Origin of the sequence: Rhodococcus wratislaviensis (assembly GCF_900455735.1) — a bacterium.
Lineage (GTDB): Bacteria > Actinomycetota > Actinomycetes > Mycobacteriales > Mycobacteriaceae > Rhodococcus_F > Rhodococcus_F wratislaviensis.
Genome location: NZ_UAUI01000022.1, coordinates 547,656 through 573,217 on the forward strand (window position 1 = coordinate 547,656; position 25,562 = coordinate 573,217).

At 70.2% G+C, this 25,562-nt stretch carries 11 protein-coding genes; 4 read left to right on the plus strand and 7 right to left on the minus strand.

What is annotated here, in order from left to right:
- Positions 1-13: 13 nt before the first annotated feature.
- The 3 genes from DTA22_RS25085 to DTA22_RS25095 form a co-directional block, all read right to left on the minus strand.
- Positions 14-9,268 carry a non-ribosomal peptide synthetase gene (locus DTA22_RS25085; protein ID WP_112301263.1) on the minus strand — a complete coding sequence of 3,085 codons (9,255 nt, stop codon included), beginning with the start codon at positions 9,266-9,268 and terminating at the stop codon, positions 14-16.
- Between the two features lie 105 nt (positions 9,269-9,373).
- On the minus strand, positions 9,374-10,405 hold the full coding sequence (locus DTA22_RS25090) for an ABC transporter substrate-binding protein (protein WP_037230634.1): 1,032 nt from the start codon (positions 10,403-10,405) through the stop codon (positions 9,374-9,376).
- A gap of 104 nt (positions 10,406-10,509) precedes the next feature.
- Positions 10,510-18,318 (minus strand): non-ribosomal peptide synthetase, encoded by a 7,809-nt coding sequence (locus tag DTA22_RS25095; RefSeq protein WP_112301264.1) that lies wholly within the window; start codon positions 18,316-18,318, stop codon positions 10,510-10,512.
- Positions 18,319-18,498: 180 nt separating this feature from the next.
- Here DTA22_RS25095 and DTA22_RS25100 point away from each other — a divergent pair, with 180 nt between their 5' ends.
- From DTA22_RS25100 to DTA22_RS25110, 3 genes are read left to right on the plus strand one after another with little or no spacing between them, the layout of a single operon-like run.
- Positions 18,499-19,641: an isochorismate synthase gene (locus DTA22_RS25100; protein ID WP_112301265.1), complete on the plus strand. Its 1,143-nt coding sequence runs from the start codon at positions 18,499-18,501 to the stop codon at positions 19,639-19,641.
- Complete coding sequence (locus DTA22_RS25105; protein WP_112301266.1) at positions 19,638-20,408, plus strand: SDR family oxidoreductase; 771 nt, start codon at positions 19,638-19,640, stop codon at positions 20,406-20,408. Before DTA22_RS25100 ends, DTA22_RS25105 begins: the two co-directional genes overlap by 4 nt.
- 35 nt (positions 20,409-20,443) lie before the next feature.
- Positions 20,444-22,096: a (2,3-dihydroxybenzoyl)adenylate synthase gene (locus DTA22_RS25110; protein WP_112301267.1), complete on the plus strand. Its 1,653-nt coding sequence runs from the start codon at positions 20,444-20,446 to the stop codon at positions 22,094-22,096.
- Between the two features lie 10 nt (positions 22,097-22,106).
- Here the strand turns inward: DTA22_RS25110 and DTA22_RS25115 are convergent, their stop codons facing one another.
- The 3 genes from DTA22_RS25115 to DTA22_RS25125 are packed head-to-tail and all read right to left on the minus strand — an operon-like array spanning position 22,107 to position 24,206.
- Positions 22,107-22,925, minus strand: coding sequence for an ABC transporter permease (locus tag DTA22_RS25115; RefSeq protein WP_112301268.1), 819 nt, complete (start codon positions 22,923-22,925; stop codon positions 22,107-22,109).
- The gene (locus tag DTA22_RS25120; RefSeq protein WP_112301269.1) at positions 22,885-23,730 is read right to left on the minus strand and encodes an ABC transporter ATP-binding protein; all 846 of its coding nucleotides are present in this window, start codon (positions 23,728-23,730) and stop codon (positions 22,885-22,887) included. Before DTA22_RS25120 ends, DTA22_RS25115 begins: the two co-directional genes overlap by 41 nt.
- Positions 23,727-24,206 (minus strand): MarR family winged helix-turn-helix transcriptional regulator, encoded by a 480-nt coding sequence (locus tag DTA22_RS25125; protein ID WP_112301270.1) that lies wholly within the window; start codon positions 24,204-24,206, stop codon positions 23,727-23,729. Before DTA22_RS25125 ends, DTA22_RS25120 begins: the two co-directional genes overlap by 4 nt.
- Positions 24,207-24,304: 98 nt before the next feature.
- Here DTA22_RS25125 and DTA22_RS25130 point away from each other — a divergent pair, with 98 nt between their 5' ends.
- Positions 24,305-25,048, plus strand: a complete 744-nt coding sequence (locus DTA22_RS25130; RefSeq protein ID WP_112301271.1) for an NRDE family protein — start codon at positions 24,305-24,307, stop codon at positions 25,046-25,048.
- A gap of 39 nt (positions 25,049-25,087) precedes the next feature.
- Here DTA22_RS25130 and DTA22_RS25135 read toward each other — a convergent pair whose 3' ends face one another.
- A complete protein-coding gene (locus DTA22_RS25135) occupies positions 25,088-25,501 on the minus strand; it encodes an HIT family protein (protein ID WP_112301272.1) in 414 nt (137 codons plus the stop codon).
- Between the last annotated feature and the right edge of the window lie 61 nt (positions 25,502-25,562).

The window sequence follows — 25,562 nt, forward strand, 5'->3', positions numbered from 1 at the left end:
GAATGATTTTCGGTTACTTCATTTCCGACGAGACCGCGACCAGCGCGGTCACGGCCTGCACCCACCGGTCCGCGAGGACGCGGGTGGATTCCGCGGTGAGAACACCGTCCGCTGCCGCGAATTCGCAGTCCAGCACCGGGCCGTCCTCGGTGTCCTCGGTGATCGCGTCCACGTGCAGCACGTGATCGAGAGGGGTGGCGGGGTCCACCGAGCCGCCGAGCGCCACACCTTCGGGTGCCCCCGACCACGCCGAACCGGCGGACTCACCGAGCGTCATGCGGCCCAGATAGTTGAAGACGACCGCCGGTGTCCGGTATCCGTCGAAGCGAGAAGCGAACTCCGGGTTGAGACGTCGGAGCAGACCGAAGCCGATTCCGTTGTCCGGCACCGACCGCAGCGACCGGCCGACCTGGTCGAGTGCGCCGGCGGCCGCGGATCCACCGGCGAGTGCGTCGGCGACGTCGATCCCGCCCAGGTCGAGTGCGACCGGGAACATCGACGTGAACCAGCCGATGGTGCGGGAGATGTCGGCGCCCGGCACCACCTGCTCCTCGCGTCCGTGCCCCTCCAGGTCGACGCGGACGACGTCGCCGCCGCGCTCGGACGCCACCGCCAGGGCCAGCGCCGTCAGCAGGACGTCGTTGGCGGCTCCCGCCGCGAGGACCCGTTCGGTGACGTCCGTCGGCACGCGCACGGAGATCGAGCAGGTGGACGACACCGTGTCGAGTGCGGGATCGAGCGGGCGCACGCCGAGTTGCGGCTCGTCCGTGTCGACCGCACTCTGCCAGTGCGACCACCCCGCGGTGATTCTCCCGGTGGTCGCGGCCTCCGCGAGCCCGGCGGCCCAGGCCCGGAACGATGTTCCGGCCGGGTCCAGCGACACCTGTTCCCCGGCGGTGGCCTGCGAGACGGCCAGAGCGAGATCCGGCACCAGGATCCGCCACGACACCCCGTCGACCACCAGGTGGTGCACGGCCACGAAGACTCGTCCTCGCGTGCCGGGTCCGAAGTCGAAGAACACCACCTGCAGCATCACACCGGCCGCCGGGTCCAGCGCCGCGTAGGCCCGCTCGCGTTCGGCCGAGAACAGTGCCTGCCACCCGTCCGCGGGCAATGCCGACGCATCGACCCGCCGAACGAGCGGTGCGACCGCACCGACCGTCTCCGGCACCACCCATTCCGGAGCGCCCTCGGCGACCACGAACCGCGACCGCAGCAGGTGATGCGTCCGGAGCAGCCCCTCGACGGCCTGTTCGAGCACCGGCACGTCCAGGCCGAGCGGTGCCACCAGCAGCCGGGCCTGGGAGAAGCGGCTGATGTCGCCACCCCATTCGAGCGGTTCCCAGACGATCGGGGTGAGCGGGACGTCGCCGACGGCGTCCGCCTCCGCGGATCCGACCGTCGTTGACGGCACCTCCGCGATGCCGTCGAGCGCGGCGAGTCCCGCGGCCGTGCGGAGTTCGAAGACCTGCCGGGCACTGACCTGCAGGCCGGCGGTCCGCAGCCGGGACACCAGCTGGATCGACACGATGGAATCACCACCGAGAGCGAAGAAGTCGTCCTCGACGCCCACCCGGTCGAGCCCGAGCACGTCCGCGAACACCGCGCACAGCGTCGCCTCCGTCTCGTTCCGCGGCTCACCCGAACCGACGAGGCTGCCGAAGTCCGGTTCCGGCAGCGCCTTCCGGTCCACCTTGCCGTTGGCGGTGACGGGGAACGCCCCGACCACCACGATCGCCGCGGGCACCATGTAGTCGGGCAGACGCTCCGCGACCACGGACCGCACCACGGACGGGTCGAGCGCGCCGTCGACGGTCACGTAGCCGACGAGACGACGCACCCCCCGATCATCGGTGTGCGCGACCGCGACGGCGTCGCGGACACCTTCTACTGCGGCGAGGGCCGATTCGACCTCACCGAGTTCGACCCGGAACCCGCGGATCTTCACCTGATCGTCTGCGCGCCCGACGTATTCGAGACCGGAGCCGGTCGTCGCCCAGCGCACCACGTCACCCGTGCGGTACATGCGCTCTCCCGTAACGCCGAACGGGTCGGGCACGAACCGGCCCGACGTCAGATCCGGCCTGCCGAGGTAGCCGCGGGCCACACCGTCGCCGGCGAGGTAGAGCTCGCCGGCGACGCCGGCGGGCACCGGTCGCAGCAGGCGGTCCAGAACATAGGCCGTGCCACCGTGCACGGGCCGCCCGAGCAGCGGCTCCTCGGTGTCGGCGGCCTTCGCGATCAGCGCGTCGACGGTGCACTCGGTGGGTCCGTACAGGTTGAACGCCCGGCCGTCCGCGACATCGCGCAGTGTCCTCCAGAGTGCCGGGTTGACCGCCTCACCGCCGAATCCGACGGTGGCCGGCGCGTGTTCGTGCTCGTAGAGTCCGGCGGCCACCATCCGGTCGAGGAACGACGGTGTGACCTCGAGGAAGTCGAGGCGGCGCTCGGTCACCTCGCGGACCATCAGGTCCGTGTCACGCATGGTCTCCTCGTCGAACACGTGCACGGTGTGACCGTCGAGGAGCCACAGCGTCGGCTGCCAGGAGGCGTCGAAGCTGAACGACCACGCGTGACCGACACCGATGGTGTCGCGACCGGTTGCGGCCACCGTCGGCAAGTACAGGGATTGCCGGTGGCTGTGGAAGAGGTTGAGCAGGTTGGCATGAGTGATCGACACGCCCTTCGGCACACCGGTGGACCCGGACGTGTAGATCACGTACACGGTGTTGGCGCCGCGCAGCGGTGCGCGCCGATCGGTATCCGTGACAGGAGTGCCCGGCAGCACGGCGAGGCGCCCCTGCACGGACGGGTCGTCGAGCACCACCAGGCTCGCCCCGGAGCCCGACAGGATCGCGCCGAGTACCCCGGAAACGGCCGCGGTGCTCAGGACCACGGTGGGCTGCGAGTCCGACACCATGTGCGCGAGGCGGTCCGCCGGGTATGCGGGATCCATCGGCACGTACGCGCCGCCCGCGGACATGACGGCGAAGATGGCCACGACCATGTCGCTCGTCCGTGGCAGTGCCAGCCCCACCTTCGACTCCGGACCCACGCCGGCGTCGATCAGCAGTCGTGCGAGTCGCGCTGCCCGCGTGCCGAGGTCCGCGAACGTCAGCGTGTCGTTGCCGCAGACCACCGCGGTCGTGTCCGGTGTGCGGTCGACCTGCGCGGCGAACAGTTCCGCGACGGTCGGGACCCCGGACGGGGCAGCGGGTTCCGTGGTCGCCCACTCGCCGAGCACCTGCGCGCGCTCGTCCTGCGACAGCATGTCGATGCGCGCGGTCGGCAGTGTCCGGTTCGCGACGAGCTGTTGGAGAATGCGGACCAGCCGTTCACCCAGCCGGGTTGCCTCGGCGTTCGTGAACAGGGCGGGCTGGTACTCCAGCATCAGATCGAGTTCGCCTTCGAGCCCGGCGACGAGAACGAGCGGGAAGTTGGTGGCGTCCTGCCCTTCCGAGTGGGACACCCGGATCCCGCCGGATCGCTGCGCTGCCTCCAGCGCCTCGGTGTCCACCGGGTAGCTCTCGAACACGATGAGACTGTCGAACATCTCGCCGATGCCGACACCGCGCTGGATGTCGGACAGGCCTACGTACTGGTGGTCCATCACGCGGTTCTGCTCGCCCTGCACCCGCCGCAGGAACTCGTCGACCGTCTCCTGCGGGCGGACGCCGACTCGCACCGGCACCGTGTTGATGAACAACCCGACCATCGACTCGATCCCGGGCACGTCCGGCACCCGACCCGAGACGATGGCGCCGAACACCACATCTGGGCGGTTCAGCACCGAACCGAGCAGTAGACCCCATGCAGCCTGCACCGCGGTGTTGACGGTGATGCCGAGGCTTCGGCTGAGTTCGAGCAGCTCACCCGACAGCCCCTCCGGCACGGAAACGGTGATCTCACCGGGGATCTGCGGGTCGAGGGACGATCCGGCCGCGGCCAGCAGTGTGGGTTCCTCGACCCCGGCGAGGGCTTCCGTCCACACCGCGAGGCCGCGCTCGGTGTCCTGGGCCTTCAGCCACGTCAGGTAGTCGGAGTAGGGGCGGACCGGCCGCAGGACCGACGGGTCGGCCGCCGCACCGTAGAGCTGGATCAACTCCTGGATCAGCAGGGGCGTCGACCACCCGTCGAGCAGTAGATGGTGGGCGGTGAAGACCAGCCGGTACCGGCTCTCCCCCACCCGGACGAGCGTGAAGCGCAAGAGCGGCGCCGTGCCCGGATCGAAACGCCGGTTCCGGTCCTCGTCGAGCAGGGCGGACCACTCGGCGGCGGCGTCGTCCGCGGGCAGCCGGTGCAGGTCCGTCTCCTGCCAGGGCAGGATCGCCTCGCGCAGGACGACACCGATCGGTTCACCGGCTTCGCTGATCCGGAATCCGGTGCGCAGATTGGCGTGCCGTTCCACGAGCGCCTCCGCCGACCGGCGTAGCACCGCGGTGTCGAGCGCGCCCTCGATGTCCAGGACGGTGCGCATCGTGTAGACGTCCACACCGGTGGTGTCGAGTCCGGACAGGAAGAACATGCCCTGCTGCAGCGGGGTCAGCGGGACGACGTCCTCGAGTGTCGCGCCGGCGGTGTCCCGCGCCTCGTGTTCGAGGGCGACGAGTTCGGTGAGCGGCAGGGTGTCGTGGGTGAGGTCGGACGGGGACAGCCCGCCCGCTTCCTGGTTCCCGGCATGCCGGGCGAGCGCGGTGAGCGCGTCGACCCAGACGTCGGCGATGCGGGTGGCGTCGCCGGCGTCCAGCACGCCGTCCGCGGCCGTGAACACACAGCTGAGGACGGGACCGTCCGCGGTGTCCTCGGTGATCGCATTGACGTCGAGTACGTGGTCGAGGGGGGTTCCCGGGTCGACGGTGCCGCCGAGCGCATCCGCCTCGGGAGCGCCGGACCAGGCGCCGTCGGTGTTCTCCCCCAGTGTCATTCGACCGAGGTAGTTGAACATCACGGACGGCGGCCGATAGCCGTCGAACCGGGGGGCGTAGTCCGCGTTGAGCCGGGACAGCAACCCGAATCCGATGCCGTTGTCCGGCACGGCTCGCAGGGATTCCTTCACCCGGCGGAGGGCGAGTCCCGCGGCCTGCCCGCCCGCGAGGACGTCGCTCAGGTCGAGGGACTGCAGGTCGAGCACCACCGGGTACAGCGAGGTGAACCAGCCGACGGTGCGCGAGATGTCCGCACCCGGCACGACCTGTTCCTCGCGGCCGTGCCCCTCGAGATCCACCCGCACGAGCGTTCCTCCGCGCACGGACGCCACCGCCACGGCCAGTGCGGTGAGCAGAACGTCGTTGACCCCGGCGCGGAACGCGGCCGGGACGGTGGTGAGCACCTGCGCGGTCACGTCCGCGGGGACGTGCACCTCGACCGACCGGGCGGACGCGACGGTGTCGCGGTCACGGTCGAGCGGCCGGCGCCCGAGCGCGGGTTCGCCGGCGTTCACCGCGGCCTCCCATACCGGCCAGCCGGCCGTGACCCGGTCCGATGCCGCCGCTTCGACGAGTCCCGTTGCCCATCCGCGGAACGACGTCCCGGCGGGTTCGAGCGCCACCGGACGGCCCGCCCCGATCTGCTCGACCGCCGACGCGAGGTCCGGCACCAGAATCCGCCACGACACCCCGTCGACCACCAGGTGATGGACGGCGGCGAAGACCCGGCCCGGCGTGCCGGGTCCGAAGTCGAAGAACACCACCTGCAGCATCACACCGGCCGCCGGGTCCAGGGCCGCGTAGGCCCGCTCCCGCTCGGCCTCGAACACCGCCTGCCACGCATCGGGGTCGGCATCCGGCACCATGACGCGGCGTACCGGATTCAGCCCCTCATCGACCGAATCCGGTACCGTCCACCGCGGTTTCCCGTCCGATACGGCGAACCGCGACCGCAGCAGCGGGTGCGTCGCGAGAAGCGCCCGCAAGGCACCGGCCAGGACGGGCTCGGTCAGCCCGACCGGCGCGAGCAGCATGCGGGCCTGCGCGAAGCGGTCCAGATCGCCGCCCTGATGCAGGGCCTCCCACACGATCGGTGTCACCGGCACGTCGCCCTCGGCGGGTACCTCGACCGTGTCCGGGTTCTCGGCGCCCGACTCGGTGTCCACCGCCGCGGCGAGCCGCTCGGCCGTCCGCAGCTCGAAGACCTGCCGCGCCGTCACCCGGATGTCGTCGCGGCGCGCCCGCGACACGAGTTGGATGGACACGATGGAATCGCCACCGAGAGCGAAGAAGTCGTCCTCGACCCCCACCCGATCGAGTCCGAGCACCTCCGCGAACACCGCGCACAGGGCGGCCTCGGTGTCGGTACGGGGTTCTCCCGAACCGGCCAGCGCACCGAAGTCCGGCTCCGGCAGAGCCTTCCGGTCCACCTTGCCGTTCGCGGTCACGGGAAGCGAATCCAGGACCATCACGACGGCGGGAATCATGTAGTCCGGGAGCCGTTCACCGGCCGCGGACCGCACATCCGACGGCGACGGCGTCCCGTCGACGGTGACGTAGCCGACGAGGCGGCGCATCTCCCGATCGTCGGTGTGCGCGACCACCACGGCGTCCCGCACCCCGGCGACGGCCGCGAGTGCCGACTCCACCTCACCGAGTTCCACTCGGAAACCACGGATCTTCACCTGATCGTCGCCGCGGCCCACGTACTCGAGCACCCCGCATCCGGTCCACCGCACCACGTCGCCCGTGCGGTACATGCGCTGTCCCGGGGCGCTGAACGGGTCGGGAACGAACCGTCCCGACGTCAGGTCGGGCCTGCCGAGATACCCGCGGGCCACGCCGGCCCCCGCCACGTACAGCTCACCGGCGACTCCGGGAGGGACGGGGCGCAGCCACCCGTCGAGCACGTATGCCGACGTCCCCGGCGTCGGGCCGCCGATGGCCACGGTCGCACCGGAGATCCGGGCGAACGCCGCGTCGACGGTGCATTCGGTGGGCCCGTAGAAGTTGTATGCCTCGACACCGCCGGTGCCCGCCAGCCTCTCCCACAGCGCGGGGGTGACCGCCTCGCCGCCGACCGTGACCTTCGCGGGCCGGTGGGCAGCCGACGGATCGAGAAGTCCTTCGTCGAGAAGCTGATTCATCAGAACGGGCACGCTGTCGACGTAGTCGATGCGGTGCGTCCGCACGTAATCGACGACGAACGCGGTGTCCGATCGCCGCTCCTCCGGGAGGATGTGGAGGGCGTGTCCCTCGAACAGCCACGTCAGCGCAGCCACGGACGAGTCGAACGCGAACGGGTAGGTCAGCAGCACCCGCCACGGGTCGTCGGACGGGGTGCGGTCGGTGGCCGGCTGCATCGTCGTCGCACGCTGCGCGCCGTGCAGATCGAGCAGATTCGCATGGCTGACGGTGACGCCCTTGGGTAGTCCCGTCGAACCCGACGTGTAGATGACGTAGGCCGCGTTGTCGGTGTGCAGCCGGGTGCGACGTTCGGCGTCGGTCACGGGGCCGGCAGGCAGCGCGGCGAGTTCCGCGGCGATCTCCGGGGCGTCGAGTTTCACGACGCGAACGCCGTCCAGAACCGCAGCGAGCCGCTGCGACACGGCCTCCGTGGTCACCACGACGGTCGGGGCCGAGTCGGACACCATGTGTGCGAGCCGGTCCACCGGGTACGACGGGTCGAGCGGCACGTACGCGCCGCCGGCGGTGAGGACCGCGGCGATCGCGACGACCGTCTCGGCGGACCGCGGCAGCGCCAGGCCCACTCTCGACTCGGGTCCGACACCCGCGGCGATCAGCAGACGCGCGAGGCGCGCGGATTCCGACGCCAGATCGGCGAAGGACAGGGAGGTGTCGCCGTGCACGACGGCCGTGTCGTGCGGGGTGCGCGACATCTGCTCGGACAGCAGGTCGGCGACGGTCGGGAAACCGGATTCGACAGCGGGTTTCGCCACCGCCCATTCGCCGAGGACGAGGTCACGCTCGGTGATCGTCAGCGCCGCGATGGATGCGGCGCGTGCACTGCCACCGGCGGCGAGGGCCTCCAGAATGTGCAGCAGCCGTGCGCCGATCCGTTCGGCGTCGGCGTCGCTGAACAGCGTCGGCCGGTAGTCCACGATCAGTTTCAGCGTCTCGGCGACACCCGCGGTGAGGACCAGCGGATAGTTGGTGCCGTCGTGGCCGTCGACACCGGCGATGGTCACGCCGCCGTCACGCTGGGCCCGCTCGAGGGCGTCCCGGTCGACGGGGTAGCTCTCGAAGATGGTCAGCGTGTCGGACAGCTCACCGAGTCCGGTGTCGCGCTGGATGTCCGAGAGTCCGACGTACTGGTGGTCGAGGGTGCGGGCCTGTCCCTGCTGCACTCGTTGCAGCAGGTCGCGCACCGTTTCGGCGGCGTCGAGGCGCACCCGCACGGGCACGGTGTTGATGAACAGCCCGACCATCGATTCGACTCCCGCCAACTCGGGCGGACGTCCGGAGACGGTGGCACCGAACACCACGTCGTCGCGGCCGAGCAGCCCGGACAGCAGCAGTGCCCAGCCCGTCTGCAGAACGGTGTTCAGGGTGACCCCGCTCGTGCGGGCGAGTTCCGCGAGCGAGTCGCCGAGCTCGGCCGGGACGTCGAGTTCGACGGCCCGGGAGTCGGTGGTGACGCGCGTCGAGCCCGGCGGGGTCAGCAGGCACGGTTCGACCAGGCCCGACAGGGTTTCCTGCCACAGTGCCCGGGCGCGGTCGTGGTCCTGTCGCCCGAGCCAGGCGAGGTAGTCGCTGTACTTCCGCACGGCGGGAAGGCCGTTCGTGGTGCCGCCCGCCGCGTAGATCTCGAGCAGTTCCCGGACCAGGATCGGGGTGGACCAGCCGTCGACCACGATGTGGTGCGCCGTGAAGACGAGCCGAACGGTGCCGGGGGCGAGTCGGACGAACAGCCAGCGGACCAGCGGCGGCTGGGCGAGATCGAACCAGGTGCGCAGGTCGTCGTCCAGCAGCTCGGCGATCCGCCGTTCCTGCTCGGCCGAGTCGTACTCCGTGAGGTCGACAGTCCGCCAGGGCACCTCCACCGCCCGGACCACGAGCCCCGCGTGGCGCCCGTCCTTGCGTGGCCGGAAGCACGTGCGCATCACCGCGTGACGATCGAGGAGTGCCTGCGCGGAGACCCGCATCCGGTCGTCGTCCACCGGTCCGTCCAGCCGGATCACCGATTGCACCGTGTACACATCGGGTTCCGCACTCCCCATTCCGTCCCCGTCGTCGGGTGCGGCGACCGTGCTGAGAAACAGCAGGCCCTGCTGGAGCGGCGAGAGCGGAACGATGTCTTCGAGCGCAGAAGTGCGGGTCATCTCAGTTTTCCGGTTCGGGTGGACCGCCGCGAGCGGACGGGTGGGGAGGATCGGAGACGGTTCGGCCCCCAGGCCCGATGGACCCGGGGGCCGAACCCGACTGTGTTACTGCTTGTTGGCGGGCAGCTTCGACAGGCCCTCGTCGATGGAATCGAGTGCGAGGAGCGCGGTCTGGTAGGTGGCGGCCAGAGCGTGCTGGACCGGCACGAGGTTGCCTGCCTGCACGGCCGGCAGCGACTTCCACAGCGGCGAGTCCATCAGGGCCTGCAACTCGGGCGAGACCTTGCCATCGGGGCCGACGCCGTAGACGATGACGTTCACGTTGCCGAGGCTGGCCGCGATCTGCTCGGTCGACACGAACTCACCGTGGACATCCGCCGGATCGGCAGGCTGACCGGGGAATTGGAAACCGAGATCGTCGAACAGGTTGGTGGTGAAAGACGACGCGAACTCACGGTAGAACTCGCCCGGATCGCCGGCACACGAGTCGCAGACACCACCGAAGGTCAGGGTGCCCAGCGAATCCTTGTACTTGGCGGCGATCTGCGCGGCCCGGTCGTCGTACTGCTGCTTGAACTCGCCGTAATTGTCGGAGACTGCGGCGGCGTCGGCGAACTGCTCACCGAGCGTGCGCCACTCCCCCGGAGCCTTCGGCCCGAGGAAGACGACCGGAGCCAGCGACTGCAGCTTGCCCATGTCGACCATCGACTGTGCACGGGCGGGGACGCCCATGATGATCAGATCGGGGTCCGCGGCGGAGACACCCTCGTAGTCGAGGGTCGAAATGTCCGCGTCCTGGGCAACCTTGGGCAACGCGTCGTAGGCCGCCTTCGTCTCGGCGTCCATGTTGTCGATCTCGCGCGTCCACTCACACACCGCGGACAGGTTCGCCTTCGCCTGGATCAAGGGAAGTACCGCGTACCCGCAGGCGACGATGCTCTGCGGCTCGGACGGGATCTCGATTGCGCCGTTCTGCGCCTCGAACGTCCGCGTCTGCGAGCTTGCCGCGGACGTAGCACCGGAGTCGCTGCCGGCGCTGTCGTCCGAGCTGCTACAGCCCACGACTCCGACGGCCAAGATTGCCGTCGCACCGAAAACCACCGCCTGGCGCAACCGCGACAGTTCCTTTAACTGCATGACCCACTCCGCATCTCGAATTGCCGGACAGTTGCCCGGGCTCGGTTGGTTAGGCTATCCGAACCAGCCATCCTCGCCAATACCTACGATTTACCAACTCTTGGTCACTGGAATTCGAGCTCGAATTCGTCGATCTCCGACTGGTCCAGTTCGCCCAGAGTGAGATCCGACGGCGTGTACCCGCCCGCGGTCTCCAGACCTGCGTGCCCGGCGAGTGCCGTCAGCGCCGCGACCCAGCCGTGGGCCAGCTCGGTGACGACCGCCTCCGACAGCACGGACGGGCTGTACCCCCAGGTGGCACGCAGCACCGGGCCTTCCTCCGACTCCTCCGTCAGCGCACCGATCTCCAGGGCATGGCTGACGGGCATGGCCACGTCGGTGGCCCCACCGAGCGCGGCCCCTTCCGGTGCCGTCGACCAGTCCCCGCCGTCGGTCTCACCGAGCGTGAATCGACCCAGGTAGTTGAACCCGATCTCGGGCGCCACCGAACCTCCGGCCACCACCGGCCCGTCGGCGCGCAGATACTTCAGCATGCCGAATCCGATTCCACTGTCCGGTATCTCGCGCAGCTGTTCCTTGATCCGTTTGAGGGCGTCACCGGCCGCGGCGCCGCCGGCGTACGCATCGTCGAGGTCGATCCCCTGCGCGTCCAGGAGCACCGGGTACAGGGTGGTGAACCAGCCGACGGTGCGGGCGAGATCCGCACCGGGGACGGCCTGCTCCTCGCGTCCGTGGCCCTCGAGATCGACCGGGACGGCACCGCCGCCGTGCCGGGCGGCGGTCAACGCGAGCGCCGTGAGCAACACGTCGTCGACCTTCGCGTGGAAGCGTTCCGGCACCGTCGTCAGGAGCGCCTCGGTCACCGAGGAGGGCACCTCCACCCGGATCCGATCAGTCGCGTCGATGGTGTCGCGCCGCGGATCGAGTGGGCCGGACGCGAGCCGGACCCGGTGGGCGCCGCCGGCGGTCGCACGCTGCCACAACGGCAGTTCCCCGGCGCGGTCCGCGGCCTGCTCGGCGAGCCCTGTCGACCACAGCCGGAACGGCGTGCCCGCCCGGGCAATCGGTTCACCCGCGCAGGCCGCCGCGAGGTCCGGCACCAGGATGCGCCACGACACCCCGTCCACCACCAGGTGGTGCACCACCATCAGGACCCGGCCGTCGGCGCCGCTGCCCGCGTCGAAGAACACCACGCGCACCATGGCCCCGGATTCGGGATCGACAGCAGCGTATGCACTTTCGGTGACATGCGCGACGACACGCTCCCGCTCGGCGGATCCGAGGCCCCCGATGTCCACGTGCGAGACGACGTCGGCTGCCCGGACGGCACCGACCGGGGGCACTTCGAATTCCGTGCCGTCGAATCGGGCCCGCAACATGTCGTGGACGTCGAGCACGCGCTGCACCGCGCGTTCCAGGGCCTCCGCTGTCAGGCCCACCGGCGCGGTCAGCAGCCGGGACTGCGCGAACCGGGTGTACCGTCCGCCCCGCTCGAGCAGGTCGTGCACGATCGGGGTGGCCGGAATCCGTCCCGCCGCAGACGCTTCCAGCTCGGCCTCGTCCACCTCGCCGGCGTCGATCTCCAGCACCCGCACGAGGCCGGCGACGGTCTTGTGCTCGAACACGTCCCGCGCGGTGAACCGCAATCCGGCAGCCCGTGCCTTCGACACCAGCTGGATGGAGACGATGCTGTCGCCGCCGAGCACGAAGAAGTCGTCGTCGGGGCCGACCGTGTCGAGCCGCAGGATCTCCGCGACGACCGCGCACAGCCGGCGCTCGAGATCCGTGGCGGCTTCCCGCGACGTGCCGAGCGCCGAGAAGTCCGGCGCCGGGAGCGCCTTCCGGTCCACCTTGCCGTTCGGGGTCACCGGCAGCGCGTCGAGCAGGACGGTCGCGGCGGGCACCATGTAGTCGGGCAGCGCGGCCGCGACGTGCGCGCGCAACGCGTCCGCGTCGAGGCCCGTCCCCACCGCATACGCCACGAGGCGTTTCCGTCCGGGATCGTCCTCACGGGCCACGACCACCGCGGCATCCACCCCCGCACACCGGGCGAGGACCTGCTCGATCTCACCGAGTTCGACGCGGAATCCGCGAATCTTCACCTGGTCGTCGGCGCGGCCCACGTACTCGAGGGTTCGGTCCGCCGACCACCGCACCAGATCGCCCGTCCGGTACAGGCGTTCACCCGGCGCACCGTACGGGTCGGCCACGTAGCGCGACGCGCTCAGCCCGGGACGCCGGAGATAGCCGCGGGTCACGCCCGGACCCCCGACGTACAGTTCGCCCGCCACTCCGGGCGGCACCGCACGCATTCGCCGATCCAGGACATATCCGCGCGCACCGGCGACGGGTGTGCCGATGGTCGGCCGGGCGCCCGGCAGGATGTCCGCGACCGCGGCGTCGACCGTTGCCTCGGTGGGGCCGTACATGTTTCGCGAGCGGATCCCGTCCGCCGCTGCGTCGCCGAGCGCCGTCCACAGATCCGCGGGGACGGCTTCGCCGCCGACGGCGAGAACGCTGGGACGGTGATGGGCCGCGTCGATCAGCCCGTCCGCGAGGAGTTCGCTCATGAGAAGCGGCACACAGTCCACCGCGTCGATACGGTGACGCCGAACGTAGTCGACGATGCCCGCCGAGTCCGCGAGCAGTTCCGACTCCAACAGGTGGAGAGTGTGACCACCGAGCATCGACAGCAGCGGATCGACCGACGAGTCGAAGGCCAGCGAATAGGTGAGCAGCACGCGCAGTCGCTCGACCGACGCGTCCCCGACGGTGCGTTCGCGCTGCGTGGCGAGCAGCGCCGCGACACCGCGGTGCGGGACGACGACGCCCTTCGGCTGCCCGGTCGAACCCGACGTGTAGATCAGGTATGCGGCGTTGTCCGGCGTGGTGTCACCACCGCGTTCGTGCGGCGCGATCGGTGCGTCGGTTACCTCGGCCGCCGCCGACCACGCATCGAACGTCGACTGGTCGAGCACGAGTGCGGGTTTCGCGTCGCCTCGCATGTACGCGAGCCGCTCGGCCGGGTAGTCGGGATCGAGTGGCAGATAGGCGCCGCCCGCCTTCCAGACGGCAAGGATCGAGACGATCACCGGGATCCCGCGGGGAAGCATCAACGCGACCACGGACTCCGGTCCGACGCCGCGGCCGACCAGGTGTCGTGCGATCCGGTTGGCGTGCGCATCCAGCTCCGCAAACGTCAGTTCGCGGTCCCCGCCGACGAGGGCGGGAGCGTCCGGCGTGCGTTCCACCTGGCGGGCGAACAGCACGTCGAGGGTGACGGCGTCGTCCTCGATGTCCGCTGCCGCGGCCGGGCTCCCCCGGCGAAGCCACGACCGCTCCTGCTCGGACAGCAGTTCCACCGCGGATACCCGGACACCCGGATCCGCGGCGAGCGCCTCGAACACGCGGACGGTGCGCGCAGCGAGAGCGTCGGCGGTGGCGGCGTCGAACAGGTCGCGGGCGTAATCGACACGCACGCGCATCGATCCGTCCGGCTCGTCGATCACGTCGAAGGTCAGGTCGAACATCGCCGTGTCGTTCGAGACGAACGACACCTCCGGCGAGAACTCCTCGAACAGGCTGACCGGCGGCGGCGCCTGGTGCTGCACGAGCACCTGGAACAGCGGGTGCCGGGCGGCGCTGCGCTCCGGGTTGACGGCCTCCACCAGACGGTCGAACGACACGTCCTGATGCGCGTAGGCCGCCAGGTCCGTCGCCCGGACGCGTCCGAGCAACTCGGCGAGCGTCGGGTCGCCCGACAGGTCTGTGCGCAGTACCACCATGTTGACGAAGAACCCGACCAGTTCGTCGAGTTCCGTGCTCGGCCTGCCTGCGGTCGGTGTCCCGATCGGGATGTCCTCGCCCGCACCGCTGCCCGACAGCGCCACCGCGACGGCGGTGTGCACGAGCATGAACATCGTCGCACCCGCATCACGGGCACGGCCTCGCAGCGCGGTGACGGTCTCCAGCGCGAGGGTGCGCTCCACGTGTGCGCCCGCGAACGTCGCGACCGCGGCGCGGCGACGGTCGACGGGCAGTGTCAGCTCCTCGGGCAGACCGGCCAGCCGCTCGGTCCAGTACCCGATCTGCCGGGCGCACAGACTGTCCGGGTCGGACGGGTCGCCGAGCAGGTTTCGCTGCCACACCGCGAAGTCGGCGTACTGGACCGGCAGCGGTTCCGGCCGGGCCGTCCGCCGCCCGGTGCGCGCCTCGTAGGCCGCACCCAGGTCGCGCAACAGGATCGGGGTGGACAGTTCGTCACTCGCGATGTGGTGCACGAGAAGCAGCAGCACCGATTCCTCCGCCGACACGCGGAACAGCCGCAGCCGAATCGGGATCTCCGTCTCGAGGTCGAAGCCGTGACGGGCGGCGGCCACGAGCCGTTCGTCGAGTTCGGCCGCAGTCACGTTCTCCACGACCAGCGGCGCGGCGATGTCGGCCAGCACGCGCTGGCGGCCCACTCCGTCGATGTCCGTCAGGACGGTGCGCAGCGTCTCGTGCCGGGCGAGGACGTCGGCGAGTGCACCGCGCAGGGCGGTCTCGTCGACGGCGCCGTGCAACCGCATCGTCACGGGGACGTTGTAGGTGGGACCGGGTCCTTCCAGCAGGAACTGGAACCACAGCCGCTGCTGCCCGAAGGACAGGGGCATCGTCTCGGTGCGTGCCACGGGCAGCAGCGGGGCGCGACCCGGGCCGTCCACGCCCCGGGCACACTGTGCGGCCATCGCCACGACGGTCGGGTTGTCGAACACGGTGCGGATACTCAGTTCCACACCGAGCCGGTCCCGGGCCCGCGCGATCACCTTCGCCGCGGACAGCGAGTGCCCACCGAGCAGGAAGAAGTCGTCGTCGATGCCGATCGACGGGATGCCCAGCACCTCCGCGACGATGTCGCACAGTCCGGCCTCGAGCTCGGTGGACGGCGGCCGGGACGTGACCAGCGATCCGAAGTCGGGGTCCGGCAGGGCTTTCCGGTCCAGTTTGCCGTTGGACGTGAGCGGCAGCGCATCGAGGACGGTGAACGCGGCGGGCACCATGTAGGCGGGCAGCCACTGGCCGACCTGCGCCCGCGCCGCCGCGACGTCGAATGCCGCGGCCTCCGAGTCCTCGTCGACCAGCAGGTACGCGACGAGTTGTGACACTCCGCTGCTGTCGGTGCGGGCCACCGCGACAGCGCGCGTCACCCCCGGCAGCCGGGTCAGCGCGGACTCGACCTCGCCGAGTTCCACCCGGAATCCGCGGATCTTCACCTGGTTGTCGCCGCGCCCGCGGTACACGATCTGCGCGGAGTCCCCCTCCGCATCGGGCACCCACCGGACGACGTCGCCGGTTCGGTACATGCGGGACTCCCCGCCCGGGAACGGATTTGCCACGAACCGTCCCGCCGTGAGTCCGGGAGCACCGAGGTAGCCGCGCACGACGCCCGGTCCGGTGACGTAGAGTTCGCCGTCCACACCCGGCGGTACCGGGGCGAGGCTGTGGTCCAGCACGTAGGCGCGGAGATTGGCGACGGGCCGCCCGATCACCGGTGTCGCGCTGTCGGCGACGGCGGCGACGAGAACGTCGACGGTGCCCTCGGTGGGGCCGTAGAAATTGAACGCCTCGCCGTGCCTGGTGCGCAGCTGCTCCCACAGCCGGTCGGTGACGGCGTCGCCGCCGAATCCCACGGTCGGCACGGTCCCTGCGGGGAACAGGTCTGCGTCGATCACCTGCTCGAGCTGCGACGGTGACAGTTCCACGAAGTCCCAGCCCTCGGCGAGCGCCAGGACCGCGAGCTGATCCGGATCACGTTGCGTCACTTCGTCGACGATGCGCAGGGAGTGCCCGCCCAGCATCCACAGATGCGGACCCCAGGAGGCGTCGAACGAGAACGACCACACGTGACCGACGCGCATCCGGGTCTTTCCCGCCGCCGCGCAGGCCCGGGAGAAGACGTGGTGGCGGTGACTGTGGAACAGGTTCACCGCGCCGCGGTGCGGCACCTCCACCCCCTTCGGCCGCCCGGTCGAACCCGACGTGTGGATGATGTACGCGGTGTCGAGGTCGTGCACCCGGCGTCCACGTTCGACGTCGGACACCCGGTCGCCCGGAAGCGCGGCCAGCGTGGCGATCAGGGTGGCGTCGTCCAGCGCCACCGGCTCGGACAGCCCTGCCGCCGCGGCGATCTCGGCGATGCGCGCGGTGGCGTCGCCGCCGGTGAGGATGCACCACGGCTCCGTCTCCCCGAGGACGTGACCGAGGCGCTCGGCCGGATGGTCGGGGTCGAGGGGGATGCACGTCGCGCCCGCTTCGAGTGCCGCGAACAGGGCCACGATCGTGTCGACCGACCGCGGCAGCGCGACGGCCACCCGGCGATGCCGGCCCAGCCCGTGCGACAGCAGGTGCCGGGCCAGCCGGCCGACCCGCGCTTCCAGTTCGCCGTACGTGAGCGTGGTGCTCGCGTCGATGACGGCGGGTGCGTCCGGGTCACGGTCGACGACGGCGTGGAACAGGTCGACGAGCGTCAGGCCCGGCGGTACCGGTAGGTCGGAGGCATTCCAGTCGTGCAGCACCCGCTGCAGTTCCGCCTCGGAGAGGATCGGGAGGCGGGCCAGCGGGATCGCGGGTCCGGCACCGTCCGGAAGGTCGGCCACGGCCGCGAAGAGCCGTTGCAGGCGTTCGGCGTGCGTGTCGAGGTCGGCCTCGGTGAACGTGTCGGCATCGGCGTCGACCCAGACCTCGAGACCACCGACGGCATCGAGTGGCCGCACCGTCACCATGAAGTCCTGCAACGGCCCGCGCGCCACCGAGTGCACCCCACCGCGAATGTCGCCGAACAGCAGCCGATCTCCGAACGGTTTGACGTTGATCGACGGCCCGATCACACCGCGGGAACCCGCGGGAAGCCGCAGGTCACGCTGAATGTCCTCGCCGCGGTACCGGTAGTGGGACCGGCAGTCGGCCACTGCCGAGCGGACGTCCCCGATCAGATCGCCGAGGGTGTGCGCGGCCGTCGGCTGCAACCGCAGCGGAACGACATTCACCGCGGACATGGGCACGCCCATCGACGCGCTGCCGAGACGGTTCATCACCGGGAAGCCGATGGTGAGGCCGGAACGGCCGGTGGCGGCCCGCAGGTACGCGCCGACGGTCGCGGTGACCACGTCACCCCAGCTGGCCGACAGCGCTTTGCCGACCGCGCTGAGTCCGCGCTGCTGGTCGGCGGTGAGCGTCCATCGCGCGGCGCGGGACCGGCGGGCGATCCCCCCGGACACGTCGTCCGGGTCGGCGCTCTCCCCACCGAGGAGGACGGCCTCGTCGACGTCGGCCAGGTAGCCGGACCAGAATTCGCGGTCGGTGAGGAACTCGGGGGTGTCGCGGTAGTCGAGTTCCTCCTGCACGACCGGCCCGACCGGGGTGAACTTCGACGCCGGCACGTCGGCGCCGCGAATGTCGGCGGTGTAGCGCTCGGCGATCCGCCGGGTGAAGAGGCCGAATCCGTACGCGTCGATCACCAGGTGGTGGACGCAGAGGTAGACGATCACCCAGTCGTCGGCGAGAACGAGCAGGGCGGCACGCACACACGGGTCGGCGAGCGGGTCGATGACTCCGGCGACGTCGTCGGCCATCCACTGCTGCGCGGCGGCCCACGGATCCTCGGAGTGGCTCAGATCGACGCGCCCGGGCTCGGCGAGCGGGCGGGCTCCCGGATACTGGAGCACCGTTCCGTCGGATTCCACTCCGAACCCGGCGGTGAGAACCTCCGCGTCGTCTGCGGCGCCGCGAACTGCACGGGCAGCAGCGGCCAGGTCGACGGATCCCCGCAGTTCGATGCACTCCGCCGTGTTGAACACGGGGTTGTCCGGGGTCAACTGCTGGGCGAACCATACGCCCGACTGGGCACGTGTCAAGGGCACTGCTGCGGTCGACATGAATTGACATCCTCTTCTTGGTGACGAATTCAACTGTCCGAATGGACATCACGGCCTGCGAAGCGAGCGCCGGGCGAGAGGGAACAATACCAAAGGTTAGCCTTACCGTATAAGGTCTGGGTCGCGGTGCCCCCACCGTGACGAGTGTCCGAGTTGTCCGTAATCGAGAGGTGATCACACATGGAATCGACGGCCGTTGCCGAGTCCGCAGAGACTTCGGCGGACCTCCCGCCGGGCGCGCCGTTCGTTCTCTCCCGCCCGCACGGCACCGTGATCGCCGACGGCATCCGCACCGGTTACGACTCCGCCCGCGACGCCGCCGCGGCCCTGCGGAGCGGCACCGCGACGTCGGTGGTCGGCGCGCTCGCCTTCGACCCGTCACATCCCGCCGCGCTGATCGCACCACAGACGCTGCGTCATCACCCGGGAAGCTGGACCCCTCGTCTGCAGACCCTTCCGCACGTGCGCGCCGGTGAGTCGATTCCCCCGGAGAACGAGCACATTTCCCGAGTCGCCGCCGCCATTCACGTGCTGCGGGAACCCGAGGCCGCACTACACAAGGTGGTGCTCGCCCGATCGGTCGTCCTGCACGCCGACGAACCGCTGCATCCGCACGCACTACTCGCGCAACTGGTGGCGAACGACCTCGGCGGCAACGGCTTCAGCGTCGATCTGAGCGCCGCAGGCACCGGCTGGTCGGGACGGCACCTCGTCGGCTCGAGTCCCGAGGTGCTCATCCGCCGCCGCGGCGACACCGTGACCTGCCATCCTCTCGCCGGATCCGCTCCCCGGCACACCGATCCCGAGATCGACCGGCTGACTTCGGAAAACCTCGCGTCGTCGGAGAAGAACCTGCGCGAACACGCCCTCGTCGTCGAGGCACTGCGCGCGAGCCTCGAGCCGTTCTGCACCGAACTCGACATCCCCGACCGGCCCACCCTCACCAGCACACCGCAACTGTGGCATCTCGGCACGCCCGTGTCGGGACGGCTGCGGGACCGCTCGGTGACCGCACTGGACCTCGCCGTCGCCGTGCACCCGACCCCGGCCGTGTGCGGCACACCCACCGACGCCGCGCGTGCGCTGATCGGCGAACTCGAGGGCGACCGCGGCTTCTACGCCGGCGCCGTGGGCTGGGCCGACGCCGACGGTGACGGCGAATGGATGGTCACCATCCGGTGCGCGCAGATCGACGCCGACCGCACCACCGTCACGGCGTACGCCGGCGGCGGCATCGTCGCCGCATCCGAACCGGACGACGAACTCGCCGAGACCACAACCAAACTGGGCACCGTCCTCGCCGCGCTGGGACTCACCCGATGAGCGGCACCACACTGGTCGTCGGGGCGGCCCAGGGCATCGGGCGGGCCACGGCCGTCACGCTGTCGCGATCCGGTCACCGCCTGGTACTGCTCGATCGTGACGCCGCCGGCCTCGCCGCCACCGCGGCACTGCTCGGCACCGCGCCGCTCGGCACCGCCGTCACCGACATCCGCGACACCGACGCCGTCACCGACACCGTCCGACGGATCGAGGACGAGCACGGCCCCATCACCGCACTCGCACACGTGGCGGGTGTGCTCGAGACCGGTTCGGTGCTCGACGCCGACCCCGAGAGCTGGCAGCGCGTGTTCGACGTCAACGTCACCGGGCTCGTCAACGTGCTACGGGCGGTCGGCACCGGAATGCGCGAGCGTGCAGCCGGTTCCATCGTCGTGGTCGGTTCCAACGCCGCGGGAGTCCCCCGCACCGGCATGGGCGCGTACGGCGCGTCCAAGGCCGCCGTCTCGATGATCGTCCGGGTACTCGGCCTCGAACTGGCCGAATACGGTATCCGCGCCAACATCGTCGCCCCCGGCTCGACGGACACCGCCATGCAGCGTTCGCTGTGGTCGGACCCCGCCGACGACACCGGAGCGCGCGGAGCGATCGACGGCGACCTGGGCTCGTACAAGGTCGGAATCCCGCTGGGCCGCATCGCCGACGCCGCCGACATCGCGGACTCCGTCGAGTTCCTCCTGTCGGAGCGGGCGCGTCACATCACCATGCAGGCCCTCTACGTCGACGGCGGCGCTACCCTCCGAGCCTGACGACCCGAACAGCCATGCCCGTGAAAGGACTTTCGATGACCACGAGCGTTCGCGCTCCCCTGGAGACCACCACCGGCTACCCCGCCGCCCTCGCCGCACGCTACCGCGACGCCGGGTACTGGACGGACGAGACGTTCCAGCAGTTCCTGGGCGCCCGCGCCGAGCAATTCGGGGACGCGATCGCCGTGACCGGACCGGACGCGTCCGGGGCCGACCGCGCCCTCACCTACCGGGAACTGTCCGACCGCGCCGACCGGCTCGCCGCCGGGCTGCAGTCGTCGGGGGTGCAGCCCGGCGACCGGGTCGTGGTGCAGTTGCCGAACATCGTCGAGTACGTCGAGGTGATCTTCGCGGTCTTCCGGCTCGGCGCACTGCCGGTGTTCGCGCTGCCCGCGCACCGCACCCAGGAGATCTCCTACTTCTGCAGCTTCACCGACGCCGCGGCCTACGTCGTCACCGACACGCACGCCGGATTCGACTACCGCACCCTCGCCCGCGACGTGGTGTCCTCGGCCGAGAATCCGCCCCGGATCATCGTGGCCGGAGACGCGGAGGAGTTCACGTCACTCGACGAACTCCGGGCGGCGGAACCGATCTCGGACGGGCCGGCGGTGGGTCCGGAATCGGTGGCGTTCCTGCAGCTCTCGGGCGGAACCACCGGGGTGTCGAAGCTGATCCCGCGCACGCACACCGACTACCTGTACTCGGTGCGCGAATCGGACCGCATCTGCGGCATCGACGAGAGCACCCGCATGCTCGTCGTTCTGCCTGCGGCGCACAATTTTCCGATGAGCTCACCGGGCATCCTCGGCGTGCTGCACGCCGGTGGTCGCGTGGTGCTCGCGCCGGATCCGAGTCCCGACACCGCGTTCGCGCTCATCGAGAAGGAGGGCGTCACGATTGCGTCGCTGGTGCCGCCGCTCGCGTTGGCATGGCTGGCCGCCAGTGGTCGCACGGAACGCGACCTCTCGAGCCTCGAGGTGCTGCAGGTGGGCGGTGCCAAGTTCAGCGCCGAGGCCGCGAAGCGGGTGCGTCCCGAACTCGGGTGCACGCTGCAGCAGGTCTTCGGGATGGCGGAGGGACTGGTCAACTACACCCGGCTCGACGACCCGGAAGACACGATCGTCACCACCCAGGGCAGGCCGATCAGTCCCGACGACGAGGTCCGGGTCGTCGACGACCGGGGCGAGCCCGTCCCGAACGGCACGGCCGGTCATCTACTCACCCGCGGCCCTTACACCATCCGCGGGTATTACCGGGCCCCCGAACACAATTCGACGGCATTCACCGAGGACGGCTTCTACCGCACCGGCGACATCGTCCGGCTCACGGACGACGGCTACCTCGTCGTCGAGGGCCGCGCGAAGGATCAGATCAACCGCGGCGGCGAGAAGGTGGCTGCGGAAGAGGTCGAGAACCATCTGCTCGCACACCCCGCCGTCGCCGACGTCGCGGTGGTGTCGATGCCCGACCCGTATCTCGGCGAGCGGAGTTGCGCGTTCGTCGTGGTCCAGGGTGAGCAGCCGAAGGCCGTCGAACTCAAGAAGTTCGTCCGCGGCCGCGGACTCGCCGACTACAAGGTGCCGGACAAGGTGGTGTTCGTCGACGAGTTCCCGGTCACCGGTGTCGGCAAGATCAGCAAGTCCGACCTGCGCCGGGCACTGGAGAAGACCTTTGTGACTTCGTAACTCGACCCGGCTATCGGGACAGTCTCCCCAGCAGCGCGGACGCGACGGCGATCCCGAGCACCGCGGCCGCCACGAGCACCCCGAAGTCCAGCCAGTAGTTCGTGGGCTGGCCGATCAGCAGCCCCCTGAGTGCGGACACCTCGTAACTCAGGGGGTTGACGCGGCTGATCGCCTGGACCCACCCCGGCATGAGTTCCACCGGGTACAGCGCGTTCGACGCGAAGAACAGCGGCATCGTGATCGCCTGGCCGATCCCCATCAGCCGGTCGCGTTTGAGCACCACCCCGGCGATGGCCACCGACAGGCACGAGAAGAACGCCGCTCCCAGCACCACGACCACGACGACACCGAGAAGACGCACCGGATTCCACGTCATTCCGACGCCGAGCAGCGCCGCCACGACCACGACGACCACGGCCTGGGCCACCGCGCGAACACCGGCCGCGAACGCCTTGCCCGTCACGAGAGCCGCACGCGGAGTGGGAGTCACGAGGAGTTTGGTCAGGACCCCGGCGTCGCGTTCCCAGATGATCTGGATGCCGTAGAAGATCGCGACGAAGAGCGCCGACTGGGCGATGATGCCCGGCGCCAGGTAGTCCAGGTAGGGGACGTCGCCGGTCGGGATCGCGCGGATGCGGCTGAACGTCTCCCCGAAGATGACCAGCCACAGAATCGGCTGGATCGCACGCGTCACCAACTCGGTGCGGTCGTGGCGGAGCTTCTGCAACTCCACCAGACAGAACGTGACGATCCGCGACAGCAACCGGAGCACACCCCGGGTCGGCGGTTCAGCCCAGACGGCGGGCTGTGCGGCGGGCGCTACGGACATCCCGGAGCCCTCCCTTCTCGTCGGCGGTGAGACTGTCACCGGTGAAGTGGCGGAACACGTCGTCGAGCGTCGCGTCGGGCCCCAGTTCGGCGACGAGTCCCGATGGGGAACCGACCGCCCGCAGTTCGCCGCGGTGCATCAACGCGACCCGATCACACAGCGCCTCGGCCTCTTCCATGTAGTGGGTGGTGAGCAGGACCGTCATCCCGTACTGCTTCTGCATCTCGGTGACGCGGGTCCACACCGAATCCCGCGCGACCGGATCCAGCCCGACCGTCGGTTCGTCGAGCACCAGCAACGACGGCCGGTTGACCAACGCCTGCGCGAGTTCGAGGCGCCGGACCATGCCGCCCGAGAAACTCGACGCCACCCGGTCGGCGACGTCGACGAGATCCACCATCTCCAGCACCTCGTCCACCCGGTGCCGACGTTCGGACCGGGGCACGTCGTAGAGGCGGGCGAACCAGGACACGTTCTCCCGGGCGGTGAGCGCGCCTTCGATCGACAACTGTTGCGGCACATACCCGAGCAGCCGTCGAACAGCCATGGCCCGGGTGCGCACGTCTAACCCGAAGATGCTCACGTCACCGCCCTGCAGCGGAAGGAGCGTGTTGAGCAGCCGGATCGTGGTGGTCTTCCCCGCCCCGTTGGGGCCGAGAAGGCCGAAGCACTCCCCCGCCTCGATCACGAGGCTCAGGTCCTTCACCGCGGTGTGGTCCCCGAACGAGTAGGTCACGTGCGACAGTTCCAGTGCGTCGCCGGATGGTCGCTGCCGCGCGGCGGTCTGCGCCCTGCGAAACATCATCTGACGACCTCCTGATCGCTCGGCCCGGCCTGGTCCGGGTGGAGTGCTCCGGCGAGGCGGGTGATGGCGGGTATGGCGGATTCGATGGCCTTCCTGTCCTCGGCACTCAGTCCGTCGAATGCGGCGGCGACCTCGATGTTGCGGCGGTCGCGCCAACGCTCGACCTGGGCCCGGGCGTCGTCGGTGAGCGCCAGGCGGGCGACGCGGCGATCGGACTCGTCCCGCACCCGTTCGACCAGCCCGGCGTCCGTGAGTTGCCGCACGAGGGTGGAGACGGTGTTCGCCGCGAGGCCCAGGGCCGCCGCGGCCTCCGCGACGGACGTGCCGGGCCTGCGGCGGAGCAGACGCACCAACTCCACCTGCGACCCCGTCAACGGCGTCTCCGGCCACGGCCGCCCGACCCGGCGGCGCGTGTGCCTGCGCAGCAATCCGATTGCGGCGAAGAGCTGTTCGGCAGCCGACTCGTTCTGTGCCATGAAAACAATATAGCTCTGTTTCAGAGGTATTGCGAGGGCGGCTACGCTCGGGCGTGCAAACCGAGTTCGGATGATCGAGGTGACGAGGAGATATCTGCATGTGCCTGGTCCTGTTCGCCTGGCATACCCGCCCCGATCTCCCCCTCGTCGTCGCGGCCAACCGCGACGAGTTCTACGCCCGCCCCACCGAACCGCTGAGCAGGTGGGACGACGGGTTCCTCGCGGGCCGCGATCTCCTCGCCGGCGGCACCTGGATGGGAATTGCCGACTCCCTGCGATTCGCGGCCGTCACCAACGTCCGCAACGGCGCCCCCTCGACCGGGGCACGGTCCCGGGGTTCCCTGCCCGTCGACTACCTCCGCGGCCGGCTCTCCCCCGCCGACTACGCCGAGCAGGTGGCCGCGACGGGCGCCGAGTACGGCAGTTTCAACCTGCTCGTCGGCGACCCCGCGGAACTGTGGTGGGCCACCAACCGGCCCCACGGTCGCCGGCAGCGGGTGGAACCCGGCGTCCACGGCCTGTCCAACGCCGAACTCGACACCCTGTGGCCGAAGGTGACCGGCGGCAAGCAGGCGTTCGCCGCCGCGCTCGCCGCCGACGACGGCGGCCCGGATGCAGATCCGGGGGCGTACTTCGACGTGCTCGCCGACAGCGATCCTGCACCGTGGGACTCGCTGCCCGACACGGGCATCGAGCCCGAACTCGAACGCGCCCTGTCGTCCCGGTTCATTCACTACCGCGACTACGGGACGCGCGCGTCCACTCTGCTGCGGGTGAGGTCGGACGGCACCTTCGACATCACCGAACGACGGTTCGACGAGAACGGCCCCCTCCCCACGTGAGTGGCAAAGTGTGCTCCCGCACGCTTTGCCACTCACGTGTCAGGTGAGGGAGGAACGGATGACGCCCGCCGTCTGATCGAGCGCGACCCGGCTCGGAGACTTCGGCATACCGCGCAGCCCGAACCCGTCACCGGCCGTCCGGGGAACGACGTGCAGGTGAACGTGGAAGACCTCCTGGCCGGCGGCGATCCCGTCGGCCAGGAACAGGTTGACGCCCTGAGCGCGCATCGGCCCGTGGCGCAGTGCGGTCGCGATGCGCTGCCCCACCGCGAACACCGCCGCGCCGTCGCCCGGGTCGAGGTCGGCGAGCCCGCTCGCATGCCGCCTCGGGACCACCAGCAGGTGTCCGGAAGTCCACGGCCGGATGTCCATGAACGCCATCACGTCGTCGTCCTCGTGCACGACGCTGGCGTCGGATCGGCCCGACACGATCTCGCAGAAAATGCAGTTCACGGGGTAGGCACCTCCGGTGCTTGTGCGTGGTTGACGAGTGCCTGCACTCGTCAACCACGCA